Genomic DNA, 12505 nt, shown 5'->3' on the forward strand with positions numbered 1-12505 from the left:
CGTTACAATACTATTGAAATTTCTTTGTAAGAGAAGAGGATAAAAAATGAAACAAATGTATTCAATTGGACAAAGGACACTTAAAACAGCAATTGGAAGTGGAATATCCCTATTAATTGCAGAAGCGCTACATTTACAAAATTACAGTACTGCAGCTGTCGTTACACTATTAAGTATTCAAAATACAAAACGTAGATCATTTATTGTTGCAATTCAAAGATTTGTTGCATCAGTTATCGCAATGTTAATTGGATGGATGATGTTTGAATTTTTAAGCTATACACCATTAACAGTTGTCATTTATTTTCTTTTAACAATACCGTTATTAGTCACTTTAAAGTTACAAGAGGGAATCATTCCAAGTTCAGTTATCGTTTTGCAAATCTATGTGAGTAATAATAAATCAATCTCTTTCTTATTTAATCAAGTTGAAATTTTAGCAGTTGGGATCTTAATTGCTTTAATAATGAATACATATATGCCGAGTATTGAGAAGAAGATGATTGAATCTCAAAAGAAAATTGAGCAAAATTTTAAAATGTTACTACTAGGTATTGCTTTAAAAATGAAGGGTAAGGATGAAGATTCACAAAATGAATTAATTTATGAAACTAAAATGCTTTTACAAACGGCGAAAACATTAGCTTATAGGCAAGTTGAAAATAGTTTTATAAAATCGAACTTATACTATATTAATTATTTTGAAATGAGAGAACGTCAATTTGAAATCATATCGAATCAAATCATTCCTTTATTAAAAAAAGTTGCCTTAAATTATCCGCATTCAAAAATTGTCGCTGAATTTTTTGAGGACACAGGTGTTTACTTAAAAGAAAAATCTACGGGTATTGAATTATTAGGCGAATTCAGTCATATGATGAATGACTTTAGAAAGATGCCATTACCTGAATCAAGAGATGAGTTCGAGACTAGAGCTAGTTTAATGATGATTGTATATGAATTGGAAAAAATAATTTCATTAAAAATGGAGTTTTACTCAGAAAATCAGACTGTTTTAGAGAAGTTAAACTAATCATTTATTATAAGAACATGTGGATCTAATTTCTTAATGACGCAAATTCCATTAATCGTGTGAAACACGTGAATACAAGTAATAGCTATAAATTTAAAATCATACAATGGAAAGTAGAAGAGAAATTTATTTTCTCTGATGGAGGTGTATGATGTTAAATCAATCTGAACTCGTCACTTACTTTCAGGAGGTAGAAATCTGGTGTGCGAATGTATTACAGTTGCTGTCTGAAAGATTTGACCATATTCAAGAAAAAGAACTATTAGAATATAAAGTAAAACTCTTACTAAACAGAATGGGGACAAAAAGTCATTATGTAGATCAAAATTCCTTTTTAGATGAAATTAGTATGGATGTGGACGATATTCAAGAACGTTTAATTTCAATTTTAAATGAAGAGGAATATGATGATAGCTATGCGTATCGGGTAATAGAAGTCGAAGAGAGAGTAGGAATTGGTAAACATGAGCTTCCACCATTACCATATCCATATAATGCACTCGAGCCATATATATCAAAAGAAATTATGATGCTACATCATGATAAGCACCATAAAAGTTATGTAGATGGGTTAAATAAAGCTGAAATTGAATTAGAAAAAGCAAGAAAAAATAAGCAATACGATTTATTAAAGCATTGGGAAAGAGAGCTTGCATTTCATGGGTCGGGTCATTATTTGCATACTATATTTTGGAATAATTTAAGTAAATCAGGTGGAGGGCAACCTCATGGAGCTCTTTTAAAACAAATTGAAGATGACTTCGGAAGTTATGAAGACTTTAAAGAGCATTTTACACAAGCTGCTAAAAAAGTTGAAGGTGTCGGTTGGGCGATTTTAGTTTGGGTTCCAAGATCGAATCGGTTGGAGATTCTTCAAACTGAAAAACATCAATTTTTTACTCAATGGGATACAATTCCTTTGTTAGTTTTGGATGTTTGGGAGCACGCTTATTATTTACAATATAAATTTGATAAAGACGCATACATTACAAATTTTTGGAACATAGTTAATTGGCCGGATGTAAATTATCGATATGATTATGCTAGTCAATTAAAATGGCAACCCTTTTATTAATTTGCGAAAAAAAGTAGGTGCTGGAATTGCTCAGGTTATATATCTGAACAAGTTCAGCACTTTTTTTCTTAAAAAAAGTCATTTTTTTATAATGTAATTCGTAAACTTGTACTAATTAGGACTAACTGTGGAGTTGATGCGAAAGATGAAAAAATGGCTGATATTAGGAATCATTGGCTTATTTTTAATCGGAATTCTTATTCCGACGAATAATGTTAAAGCATTTGGAGGAGTTAGTGCTAGAAATGCTGTTTTGATGGATCAAAAAACTGGACGAATCTTATATGGTAAGGCAATGCATGACCCTGAAAGAATTGCCAGCATTACAAAAATAATGACTGCAATTCTTGCTGTAGAGTCCGGTAAAATGCAAAACACGATAACAATTAGTTCAAGAGCAGTTCAAACAGAAGGATCATCCATTTATTTAAAACCCGGTCAAAAAATTAAGCTGGAAGATTTAGTCTATGGTTTAATGCTTAGATCTGGGAATGACGCGGCTAATGCAATTGCCGAGGCTGTAGGAGGTAGCATCGAAGGATTTGTTTATATGATGAACGAGAAAGCAAAAGAAATAGGAATGAGTAATACATATTTTAGCAATCCATCAGGACTCGATCAGCAAGGAAAAGAACATTACTCATCTGCTTATGATATGGCGCTATTAACGAGATACGCTATGGAAAATCCTAAATATGCAAAAATTTCAGGTACAAAAGTACATCGTGCCCCAAATACGGCAGAATCTTGGGATTATGTTTGGAAGAATAAAAACAAGTTGCTTACTTTTATGTACAAGTATAGTACTGGGGGAAAAACTGGATTTACTAAAAAAGCAAAAAGAACACTCGTTTCAACTGCTTCAAAAAATGGAATGGATTTAATTGTTGTAACACTAAATGATGGGCAAGATTGGCAAGATCATATGTCACTTTTCGAATATGGTTTCAGTAACTATCCTTTAACGAAAGTATTAAGTAAAGGTGGAATTAAGGAGGTCACAAATAAAAAATATAAAGGACATGTTTATATAAAAAATGACTTTTCTTATCCATTAGATAAAAAAGAGCGTGATCAAGTAAGAATTACAATTGAAATGCAAAAGCCGACCAAGAAAAAAATCGCGAATGATGCAATTGTTGGTAAAGCAATTATTGAACTAGAAGGTGAACAAATTGGATTTAGGAATATTTTTTATAGTGATAGTAAGGTCAAAGTATTTACGAAAGAAATCATCCAAAATGGAAAACAAGTTCTATTAAACTTAATGGGAGAGCACTCTGATGGTTAATATCATTTGGGTTGCTCTTACGATAATTGGTTTTATTTTTGCGATGATTAATGGCACGATGGACGAAGTAAATAAAGCAGTATTTGACGGAGGAAAACAAGCAATTACCATTATTATTGGACTAGTAAGTGTTCTTGTTTTTTGGTTAGGCTTAATGCGTATAGCAGAAGAATCAGGATTATTAAAAATTCTTTCAAAAATATTTCAACCATTTCTAGCATTCTTGTTTCCAAGAATTCCTAAAGACCATCCAGCTCTTGGTTATATTATGTCAAATATGGTGGCCAATTTATTCGGTTTAGGAAATGCTGCAACCCCATTAGGAATAAAGGCGATGGAACAACTAAAAGTATTAAATAGAAATAGTAATGAAGCTAGTGATGACATGATTACATTTTTAACGTTAAATACAAGTGCAATCACACTAATTCCTACAACTGTCATAGGAGTTCGAATGTCCTATCATTCTTCAAATCCGACTGAAATAGTAGGAGTTACAATCCTTGCACAAGTCGTTTCATTTATTGGGGGACTTGCAGTAAATAGTTTTTTTGCAAGTAGGCGAAATCGAAAGGGGAGAAAATAAATGGGATATATGAATACACTCTCACTTTATATCATTCCATTTATTATCGCTGTCATTTTAATACATGGAACTTGGAAAAAAGTACCGACGTATGAATCTTTTGTAGAAGGTGGAAAAGAAGGTGTAACAATTGCTGTACAATTAATCCCATTTTTAGTAGGGATGCTAGTATCCATTTCGATCTTTAGAGCATCAGGTGCTCTAGAGTTTTGTGTAGAACTTATGCGCCCGTTATTAAGTTCACTAGGTATTCCTGCAGAAGTCTTTCCGCTAGCAATTATTCGACCTATTTCTGGTTCAGCTGCCTTAGGTATTACGTCGGATTTAATTAAAACATATGGACCGGATTCATTTATAGGAAGACTAGCTTCAACTATGCAAGGTAGTACAGATACAACGTTATATGTTCTAACGGTTTATTTTGGAGCAGTAGGTATTCGAAAAATGGGTGATGCATTAAAAGTCGGTCTAATCGCAGATGCAATTAGTATTATTTTTTCAATTATTTTTGTAACAATGTTCTTTTCGTAAACTAAACACAATACGTCCCATGGAGAGCGAGCATCCCGTAAGGAAATCAACCTCACTAAACTCCTTTTACAAAAATTTGATAATGAATTGTCAAGGTAGTTTTTCAACAACATGAGTACTTTTATTTTAGGATAAAAGTACTTTTTTTATTGCACATTTAAATTTAATATCTTATAATACCAATAAGAATAGTTGGTATTAAGACAACATTCAATTTTACCCATGTTGCATATAATGGATTGGAAGAAACTAACCTTTTTGTGACATAAAGGAGCTTGAAATTATGAAAGTTGTAAAGTCAGTACACGAGCTGATCGGATCAACACCATTGCTTGAAATTACAACATTCCCTTTACCAAAAGGAACAAGACTATTTGCAAAGCTAGAATTCTGTAACCCAGGTGGAAGTGTAAAAGATCGACTTGGAATGGAATTGTTAGAAACTGCATTTAATGAAGGTAAATTAGAAAAAGGTGGAACAGTAATTGAACCCACCGCAGGAAATACAGGAATTGGTTTAGCACTAGCAGCTATAAAATATGACGTAAATGTGATATTTGTTGTTCCTGAAAAATTCAGTTTAGAAAAACAAACGTTAATGAAAGCACTTGGAGCAAAAATTGTGAACACACCTACAGAAGATGGAATGACAGGTGCAATTAAAAAAGCAAATGAACTTTCAAAAGAAATTCCGAATTCATTTGTACCTTCACAATTTAGTAATGAAGCAAATCCTAGAACTTATTACAAAACATTAGGTCCAGAGTTGGTTGAACAACTCGATGGAAAAATAGATGTATTTGTTGCTGGAGCTGGCAGTGGAGGAACATTTACTGGAACAGCTCAGTATTTAAAAGAAAAATTACAAAATGTAAAAACAGTTATTGTTGAGCCAGAAGGATCAATATTAAATGGTGGAAAGCCAGGTTCACATGATACAGAAGGAATTGGAATGGAATTCATTCCTGCTTTTGTAGATACAAACTTATTTGATGATATTCACACAGTACTTGATTCAGACGCATTTCGTTTAGTAAAAGAATTAGCAACGAAAGAAGGACTTTTAGTTGGAAGTTCGTCAGGAGCTGCGTTATATGCAAGTTTATTAGAAGCCAAAAAAGCAAAACCAGGGAGTACAATCGTAACGATTTTCCCAGATAGTAGTGAAAGATACTTAAGTAAAAACATATATGGTGAGGGATAAAATATGAAGAAAAAGACGGCGTTAATACACGGGGGAATTAGTAGAGATGAAACAACTGGTGCGGTTAGTGTTCCAATTTATCAAACTAGTACGTATAAACAAGATGCTGTTGGCAAACATAGAGGATTTGAATATTCCAGAACAGGCAATCCGACACGACATGCTCTTGAAGAGTTAATGAAAGATATTGAACACGGTGTTGCAGGGTTTGCATTTGCATCTGGAATGGCAGCGATTCATACGGTGTTTAGTTTATTTAAGACAGGTGACCATATCGTAGTTGGCGATGATGTTTATGGTGGTACTTACCGTTTACTTACAAAAGTATTATCGAATTTAGGTATAACAGCTACATTTGTTGATACAAGTAATATTACGTTAGTTGAAAGTGTTATTTCACCAAATACAAAAGCAATTTTTATTGAGTCACCTAGTAACCCATTATTAAAAATTACTGATATTAAAGCAATTGCGAAACTTGCAAATGAATATGACTTATTAACGATTGTTGATAATACTTTTGCTACACCATATTGGCAACAACCTCTTACATTAGGTGCTGATATTGTTGTTCATAGTGGAACAAAGTACCTTGGAGGACATAGTGATGTAGTAGCTGGGATTGTTGTAACGAATAAAGAAGAGTTAGCTGAAGAGTTAGCGTTTTATCAAAATTCGATTGGTGGCGTTTTAGGACCAAACGATAGCTGGTTATTACAACGTGGTATTAAAACACTTGGAATAAGAATGGAAGAGCATGAAAGAAATACGCATGAAATTGTAACGTTCTTATCAAATCACCCAAATGTAAATAAAGTTTTCTATCCTGGATTAGCAACACATCCAAATCATGAATTGGCAAAACAACAAAGCAGTGGATTTGGTGGCATGTTATCTTTTGAATTAAAAGAAGGATTAGATCCAGAAGAATTTGTAGGTAAATTAAAGTGGTTTACATTAGCTGAAAGTTTAGGAGCAGTTGAAAGTCTTGTCGGTATCCCTTCAAAAATGACGCATGCTTCAATACCAAGAGAAAAACGAATTGCATCAGGAATTTCTGATGAATTAATTCGATTATCGGTTGGTCTAGAAGATTTAGAAGATTTAATTGAAGACCTAGAACAAGCATTAATATTTCAAACATCAAAGGTGAGATAAATGGGTAGAGAGTTTTTAGACGTTTTTACTGGTTGGGCAGAAAGTTATGATTCTTTTGTTCAAGGCCATGATCCAGAATACAAAGAAGCATTTCGACGTTACGATGAAATACTGAATGAAATTGTTAATAGAAGTGGAAACAGCGTCCTTGAATTTGGTATTGGTACAGGAAATCTAACAAAGTTACTTCTTAATGAAGGAAAAACTGTATTTCCAATCGAACCATCTCCTGAGATGAGAATTATTGCCTCAAAGAAATTAGGAGAGAATATTACGATTCACGACGGAGATTTAATTGATTTTCCGAAACCACAGTCCCCGATTGATACAATAGTAAGTTCATACGTTTTTCATCATTTAACTGATCAAGAAAAATATGAAGCTATTAAAATATATAGCTCCATACTGAACTCAAATGGGAAAATCGTATTTGCGGATACAATGTTTCTAACAGAAGAAGATTATAAGAATGAAATTACAAAAGCAGAAAATGCAAATTATATCAATCTAAGAGATGATTTAATTAGAGAATATTATCCATTAATTCCAGTTGTTCGTTCACATTTTGAAAAAAATGGATTTGAAGTGAAATTCGAACAATATAATGATTTTGTATGGATCGTTGAAGCTACAAAAAAATAGAGAGATGTAATTTAGGAGGAAATAAAATATGCCATCAGTTGAAAGTTTTGAATTAGATCACACAAAGGTTGTTGCTCCTTACGTTAGACACTGTGGTACTCATGCAGTTGGTACAGATGGAGTAGTTACAAAATATGATATTCGTTTTTGCCAACCAAATAAGCAAGCAATGAAGCCAGATACAATTCACACTTTAGAACATTTATTAGCTTTGAACGTTCGTGAAGCAGTACCTGCGGGTGACCCTTTTAAAATTATTGATTTATCACCAATGGGATGCCAAACAGGATTTTATTTAATTATCGCTGGTACACCTTCAATTTCAGAAGTAATCACATTATTACGTAAAACAGCTGAACTTGGACTACAAGTTGAAGAAGTACCTGCTGCAAATGAACTTCAATGCGGCCAAGCAAAACTTCATGACCTTGAAGGCGCAAAAAAATGGTTAAAATATTGGAGCGAACAAACAGACGAAACGTTGGAAAGCGTATTTGCTTAATCGTAAAAAACGTCATCTTAATGGATGACGTTTTTTTATGATGTTGAAAAACTATCTTGTCAATTCATTATCAAAATTTCGTAAAAGGATTAGAGTGATGTTGATTTCCATTACAGGATGCTCGCTTTCCATGGGGCGAGATTCTTTCGCCTCCTCGGCAAAGCCTGCGGGGTCTTTCGCCTCCTCGGCAAAGCCTGCGGGGTCTTTAGCCTTCCCGCTAATCCCATAGGAGTCGAGCACTATTGGATCCAATCAACTTATTCATCAAAAATGTCTGCGATAAACCCTATTCAAATAGCCTTTACTTAGGGTAATCTAATTGTTTTCTATTCATCAGACTGCAAATCAAGTAAGAATGATAAAAATCGTTTTTTAAGCAGATGAAAAAACGTCATCCAAATTTTGATGGCGTTTTTAATTAACAAATATATGTCTTTTTTTAATTAATCACAAGAAGTAATTTCTCTTTTGGAACAGTGAATTTAATTTCTCCAATATTCTCTTCAATATCTTCAATTGTTGGGATATCATCAAAGCTTTGAATTGAAATGGCATCATCTAAGCATAATAAAATATAAGGGAAGTTAGTTTCTGTAGAGTCATAGATTAATTTGTATGCTTTTGATGGTTTATCTGAAGTGAAAAATACATCGCCTAATTTAAACGAACCAACTGAATTATATTTTACTGCAGGATTAAAAGAATAATTCATATAGTAAGCTCCTTTTTCATTTTACTTATTATATTATTGACGGGTTTCTAATAGATTAAACAGCAAACTAGTAATTTGCTTGAATTGTAATAGATAGCTTGTTTTTTTGCGTTACCATTGTGACTTCACCAATCCAGTCTTCAATATCTCCTAGGGTTGGCATAATGTCATAATTTTGGACTAGTCTTGCATCAGTTAATGAGACAAGTACATATGGAAAATCGTCCTCATTTTCTTCATAAACAAGCATATAGATTGTTTCATTCTTTTTAGTTATAAGTACACTACCTGGCGTAATAATTTTAGAACGGTCAAAGGCTGAGGAGTGTTTTAAAGTTAAATTCATATCTATTACCTCATTTCTGCAAATCTAGTAAATTATATGATAGATTTTTAAAAATATGATATTGAGAAAAGGAATATGGAAAAAGGGGATAGATGGAAGAATGACGTTTTTGCACTACTTGTAAAATGGAATTATGGTTTAGATTTAGCGTTTAACATACTTTATTCACAAAAACCTTGTACCTGCCACTTGTTTTCAATTGTATAAATCTGTATGATGGTTGAAGAGGTGAAATGATCGAATGGAAAGATTACAGAAAGTTATTGCTAGAGCGGGTATTGCTTCTCGTCGTAAAGCAGAAGAGTTAATTAAAGAAGGTAAAGTGAAAGTAAATGGTCAGGTTGTTACTGAGTTAGGTGTAAAAGTAAGTGGTAACGATCGTGTTGAAGTGGAAGAGATTCCGATTGACAAAGAAGAACCAGTTTACTTCCTTTTATATAAACCATCAGGTGTAATTTCAAGCGTTTCAGATGATAAAGGTAGAAAAGTTGTAACAGACTTTTTTCCAATGATTAAACAACGTATTTATCCAATTGGTAGATTGGATTTTGATACATCAGGTATCATTCTATTAACAAATGATGGAGAATTTTCAAATCTACTTCAACATCCAAAATATGAAATAGATAAAGAATATATTGCAAAAGTAAAAGGGATTCCAACTAAAGAGCAGTTACGTAAATTAGAAAGAGGAATTGTACTTGAGGACGGGAAGACGGCTCCGGCACAAGTAAAAATGATTTCACTTGATAAAAGCAAAAATACTGCCATTATAAGATTGATCATTCATGAAGGTAGAAACCGTCAAGTCAAGAGAATGCTTGAGGCGATTGGTACACCTGTTATGAAGTTAAAACGTGAACGATATGCGTTTTTAGATTTGACTGGATTAACGCCTGGTGATGCAAGAGAACTATCTCCTCATGAAGTGAAAAAACTAAGAGCAATGGCTACAGCAAAGCCACGCTAATGATAAGTCAGACTAAAGATCACTGCTTTCATATTTAGTTATCTTACCTATTTATCGTATTGATCTATAATCCGGTTAACACTTTTAGAAACTGTGTTTTAATTCAGTCTGATATGTTAATTTTCCACTAAGACTCGGTAAATACCGAGTTTTTTCTTTGCTTTAAACATGAAATATTTTAGGGTAAAAGATTGAAAATTTAGTCTTTTTTGAAACGTATCAAATTTCTATTCAAGAATAGGAAATAATGATATTCTATCATATGGGAGGAACTGTATATATGAAGAAAAATAGAACGTTAATTCGAACAATTATCTTATTAGTTTTGGTTTGTGCAATTGGTTATACTTTTTACATAAATTTCTTTAAGAAAGATGAAGTGATTACTAAAGGAAGTAAGGCACCAAATTTTGCTATGACGGAGCTGAATACTGGTAAGAGATATACTCTTTCAGGTGAAAAAGGAAAAGGCGTAATTGTTAATTTTTGGGGTACTTGGTGTGAGCCATGTAAGCGAGAAATGCCTTTTATGAATGAAATCTATTCGAAATATAAAGGAAAAGGAATCGAGTTACTTGCAATGAACGCAGATGAATCGAAATTTTCAGTACAAAGATTTGTAAGCGATTATAAACTTAATTTTCCAGTCGGAATAGATAAAGATCAAGAGGTTTTAAATATATACGGTGTTAACCCTTTACCAACTACGTTTTTTGTTAGTCCGGATGGGACAATAAAGAGAATCGTAACTGGTCAAATGACACCGAATTCTTTTGAAAGTTATATTAAAGAAATATTACCAAAATGATGAGTGTACATTAGTAAGGGGAAATAAAATGGAGACTTTTAAATGTGAATGTGGTCATCTTAATCATGTAGGTACTGTAATATGTGAGTCCTGTGGTAAACCACAAGATGAAAAATCAACTGAAATACTTGATATGCGCTATGAAGGAACTGCTAGAAGATCAATCGTTAATAATCAAACTTTTATAGATAAAATATGGACGTTTTTTTCATCTGTGAAAGTAGCTGTTGTAATCATCCTAATTACGCTAGTAGCAGCAGCATTAGGTACTATTTTTCCGCAAAGAGATTTACTACCGCCGACTGCGAATCCGACAACGTATTATCAAGATGAATATGGAATCTTTGGTAAAATATACGATGCAATTGGTTTGGATAATACGTTTAACTCTTGGTGGTTCATGTTACTTGTGGCATCGATAGGGATCTCACTAGTAATATGTAGTTTAGATCGAATCTTACCACTTTATAAAGCTCTAAACAAACAAACTGTTACTAGACATCCAAACTTTCTAAAAAGACAAAAAATGTTTGGAATTAGTAGAGTTGAACATATTCCAGACGAAATAGAAAAAGCTAAAGTTAATTTACGCAAAAGAGGTTATAAAATCCGTGAAGAAAACGGCAATATCTTAGCAGAAAAAGGTCGTTTCTCTCGTTGGGGACCATATGTAAACCATATAGGGTTAATTATCTTCCTTATTGGGGTAATGATGAGATATGTACCAGGAATGTATATGGATAAGGCCCTTTGGGTTCAAGAAGGCGAATTAAAGCCTGTCGTAGGTACTAACCAAAATTATTATATTAAATTAAATGATTTCCATATGGAAACGTATGATAAAGATAAAGAGGGTAAAGTTTATAAAAAAGCGATTGAGCGCTTTGGAAATGATAAAATTCCTAAAAACTATCAAGCCGATGTTACGTTGTATAAACGCGAAGGAAATTTAATACCAGGAGAAGATCCAAAACTTAAAAAAGTAAAAGATTATAGTATTAAAGTTAATGAACCTCTAAAGTTCCAAAACTTCGCTCTTTATCAAGTAGACTATCGAATTGGTGAATTTAGTGCATTTTTATTTACATTACAAAATAAACAAACAGGTGAAAAATTAGGGCCAATAACAGTAGATTTACAAAATCCTAAAGAAGTATATGACTTAAAAAATGGATATAAAGTAGAACTTAAAAATTATTTTCCAGATTTCTATTTTAACTCTGATGGTCAACCTGATACAAAAACAAGAAAACCAAACAATCCAGCGTTTGTATTTAAAATGACTACTCCAAAAACACCAAAAGGTGAAGTAGCATTCGTAGCGATCAAACAAAATATTGAACCAAATGGTGAAAACAAATATAAAATGTCATTTGCTGGTATTGAAACAAAAGATTCAACAGGTTTAACAGTTCGTAAAGATTTAACTCTTTGGTTACTAGGTCTTGGAGGAGCAATCTTTATGATCGGTGTAATTCAAGGTATGTATTGGTATCACCGACGCATTTGGATCCAAAATCAAGATGGGGAAGTTTGGGTTGCGGCATTTACAAATAAAAACTATTATGGTTTAAAAATGGAATTAAAGAAAGTGTTTAAAGACACAAAAATAGAATTGCCGATCGATCAACAAGCTAATGAATAGTG

The 12505-nt window shown here is 32.8% G+C and carries 15 protein-coding genes; 12 read left to right on the top strand and 3 right to left on the bottom strand.

Annotation, left to right across the window (positions count from 1 at the left end):
- Positions 1-46: 46 nt before the first annotated feature.
- The 9 genes from RAH41_RS14630 to RAH41_RS14670 all read left to right on the top strand — a co-directional run bounded on the left by RAH41_RS14630 (position 47) and on the right by RAH41_RS14670 (position 8022).
- Positions 47-1033: an aromatic acid exporter family protein gene (locus tag RAH41_RS14630; protein ID WP_331223452.1), complete on the top strand. Its 987-nt coding sequence runs from the start codon at positions 47-49 to the stop codon at positions 1031-1033.
- A gap of 151 nt (positions 1034-1184) precedes the next feature.
- Entirely contained in the window at positions 1185-2108 is a 924-nt protein-coding gene (locus RAH41_RS14635) for a superoxide dismutase (protein ID WP_331223454.1), read from the top strand.
- Between the two features lie 136 nt (positions 2109-2244).
- The gene (locus RAH41_RS14640; RefSeq protein ID WP_331223455.1) at positions 2245-3399 is read left to right on the top strand and encodes a D-alanyl-D-alanine carboxypeptidase family protein; all 1155 of its coding nucleotides are present in this window, start codon (positions 2245-2247) and stop codon (positions 3397-3399) included.
- Positions 3392-3985, top strand: a complete 594-nt coding sequence (locus tag RAH41_RS14645; RefSeq protein ID WP_331223457.1) for a nucleoside recognition domain-containing protein — start codon at positions 3392-3394, stop codon at positions 3983-3985. The genes RAH41_RS14640 and RAH41_RS14645 overlap by 8 nt, the downstream gene beginning before the upstream one ends.
- Positions 3986-4516 carry a spore maturation protein gene (locus RAH41_RS14650; RefSeq protein WP_331223458.1) on the top strand — a complete coding sequence of 177 codons (531 nt, stop codon included), beginning with the start codon at positions 3986-3988 and terminating at the stop codon, positions 4514-4516.
- Positions 4517-4799: 283 nt separating this feature from the next.
- On the top strand, positions 4800-5720 hold the full coding sequence (locus RAH41_RS14655; RefSeq protein WP_331223460.1) for a cysteine synthase family protein: 921 nt from the start codon (positions 4800-4802) through the stop codon (positions 5718-5720).
- Positions 5721-5723: 3 nt separating this feature from the next.
- On the top strand, positions 5724-6878 hold the full coding sequence (locus RAH41_RS14660; protein ID WP_331223461.1) for a bifunctional cystathionine gamma-lyase/homocysteine desulfhydrase: 1155 nt from the start codon (positions 5724-5726) through the stop codon (positions 6876-6878).
- Positions 6879-7520, top strand: coding sequence for a class I SAM-dependent methyltransferase (locus RAH41_RS14665; RefSeq protein ID WP_331223463.1), 642 nt, complete (start codon positions 6879-6881; stop codon positions 7518-7520). It abuts the gene before it with no gap.
- Positions 7521-7548: 28 nt separating this feature from the next.
- On the top strand, positions 7549-8022 hold the full coding sequence (locus RAH41_RS14670; protein WP_069031830.1) for an S-ribosylhomocysteine lyase: 474 nt from the start codon (positions 7549-7551) through the stop codon (positions 8020-8022).
- A gap of 51 nt (positions 8023-8073) precedes the next feature.
- Here the strand turns inward: RAH41_RS14670 and RAH41_RS14675 are convergent, their stop codons facing one another.
- The 3 genes from RAH41_RS14675 to RAH41_RS14685 form a co-directional block, all read right to left on the bottom strand.
- On the bottom strand, positions 8074-8274 hold the full coding sequence (locus tag RAH41_RS14675; protein ID WP_331223465.1) for a hypothetical protein: 201 nt from the start codon (positions 8272-8274) through the stop codon (positions 8074-8076).
- 187 nt (positions 8275-8461) lie between these two features.
- Positions 8462-8734, bottom strand: coding sequence for a hypothetical protein (locus RAH41_RS14680; protein WP_088010721.1), 273 nt, complete (start codon positions 8732-8734; stop codon positions 8462-8464).
- A gap of 67 nt (positions 8735-8801) precedes the next feature.
- Positions 8802-9080: a hypothetical protein gene (locus RAH41_RS14685; RefSeq protein ID WP_098231587.1), complete on the bottom strand. Its 279-nt coding sequence runs from the start codon at positions 9078-9080 to the stop codon at positions 8802-8804.
- Between the two features lie 241 nt (positions 9081-9321).
- On the opposite strand from RAH41_RS14685, the gene rluB reads away from it, so the two are divergent.
- The 3 genes from rluB (at position 9322) to resB (ending at position 12503) form a co-directional block, all read left to right on the top strand.
- A complete protein-coding gene (gene rluB / locus RAH41_RS14690; RefSeq protein WP_331223467.1) occupies positions 9322-10050 on the top strand; it encodes a 23S rRNA pseudouridine(2605) synthase RluB in 729 nt (242 codons plus the stop codon).
- Positions 10051-10330: 280 nt separating this feature from the next.
- Positions 10331-10858, top strand: a complete 528-nt coding sequence (gene resA, locus RAH41_RS14695; protein WP_331223468.1) for a thiol-disulfide oxidoreductase ResA — start codon at positions 10331-10333, stop codon at positions 10856-10858.
- A 28-nt stretch (positions 10859-10886) separates the two neighbouring features.
- Positions 10887-12503 (top strand): cytochrome c biogenesis protein ResB, encoded by a 1617-nt coding sequence (gene resB, locus RAH41_RS14700; RefSeq protein ID WP_331223469.1) that lies wholly within the window; start codon positions 10887-10889, stop codon positions 12501-12503.
- The last annotated feature ends 2 nt before the right edge of the window (positions 12504-12505 follow it).

The organism is Gottfriedia acidiceleris (assembly GCF_036421055.1).
GTDB lineage: Bacteria > Bacillota > Bacilli > Bacillales > Bacillaceae_G > Gottfriedia > Gottfriedia acidiceleris_C.

Coding starts and splice junctions, on each gene's coding strand:
- resA (WP_331223468.1), top strand. CDS start 10,331: ATGAAGAAAAATAGAACGTTAATTCGAACAATTATCTTATTAGTTTTG.
- RAH41_RS14665 (WP_331223463.1), top strand. CDS start 6,879: ATGGGTAGAGAGTTTTTAGACGTTTTTACTGGTTGGGCAGAAAGTTAT.
- RAH41_RS14640 (WP_331223455.1), top strand. CDS start 2,245: ATGCGAAAGATGAAAAAATGGCTGATATTAGGAATCATTGGCTTATTT.
- RAH41_RS14655 (WP_331223460.1), top strand. CDS start 4,800: ATGAAAGTTGTAAAGTCAGTACACGAGCTGATCGGATCAACACCATTG.
- RAH41_RS14660 (WP_331223461.1), top strand. CDS start 5,724: ATGAAGAAAAAGACGGCGTTAATACACGGGGGAATTAGTAGAGATGAA.
- RAH41_RS14680 (WP_088010721.1), bottom strand. CDS start 8,734: ATGAATTATTCTTTTAATCCTGCAGTAAAATATAATTCAGTTGGTTCG.
- RAH41_RS14635 (WP_331223454.1), top strand. CDS start 1,185: ATGTTAAATCAATCTGAACTCGTCACTTACTTTCAGGAGGTAGAAATC.
- RAH41_RS14685 (WP_098231587.1), bottom strand. CDS start 9,080: ATGAATTTAACTTTAAAACACTCCTCAGCCTTTGACCGTTCTAAAATT.
- resB (WP_331223469.1), top strand. CDS start 10,887: ATGGAGACTTTTAAATGTGAATGTGGTCATCTTAATCATGTAGGTACT.
- RAH41_RS14645 (WP_331223457.1), top strand. CDS start 3,392: ATGGTTAATATCATTTGGGTTGCTCTTACGATAATTGGTTTTATTTTT.
- RAH41_RS14630 (WP_331223452.1), top strand. CDS start 47: ATGAAACAAATGTATTCAATTGGACAAAGGACACTTAAAACAGCAATT.
- RAH41_RS14670 (WP_069031830.1), top strand. CDS start 7,549: ATGCCATCAGTTGAAAGTTTTGAATTAGATCACACAAAGGTTGTTGCT.
- rluB (WP_331223467.1), top strand. CDS start 9,322: ATGGAAAGATTACAGAAAGTTATTGCTAGAGCGGGTATTGCTTCTCGT.
- RAH41_RS14650 (WP_331223458.1), top strand. CDS start 3,986: ATGGGATATATGAATACACTCTCACTTTATATCATTCCATTTATTATC.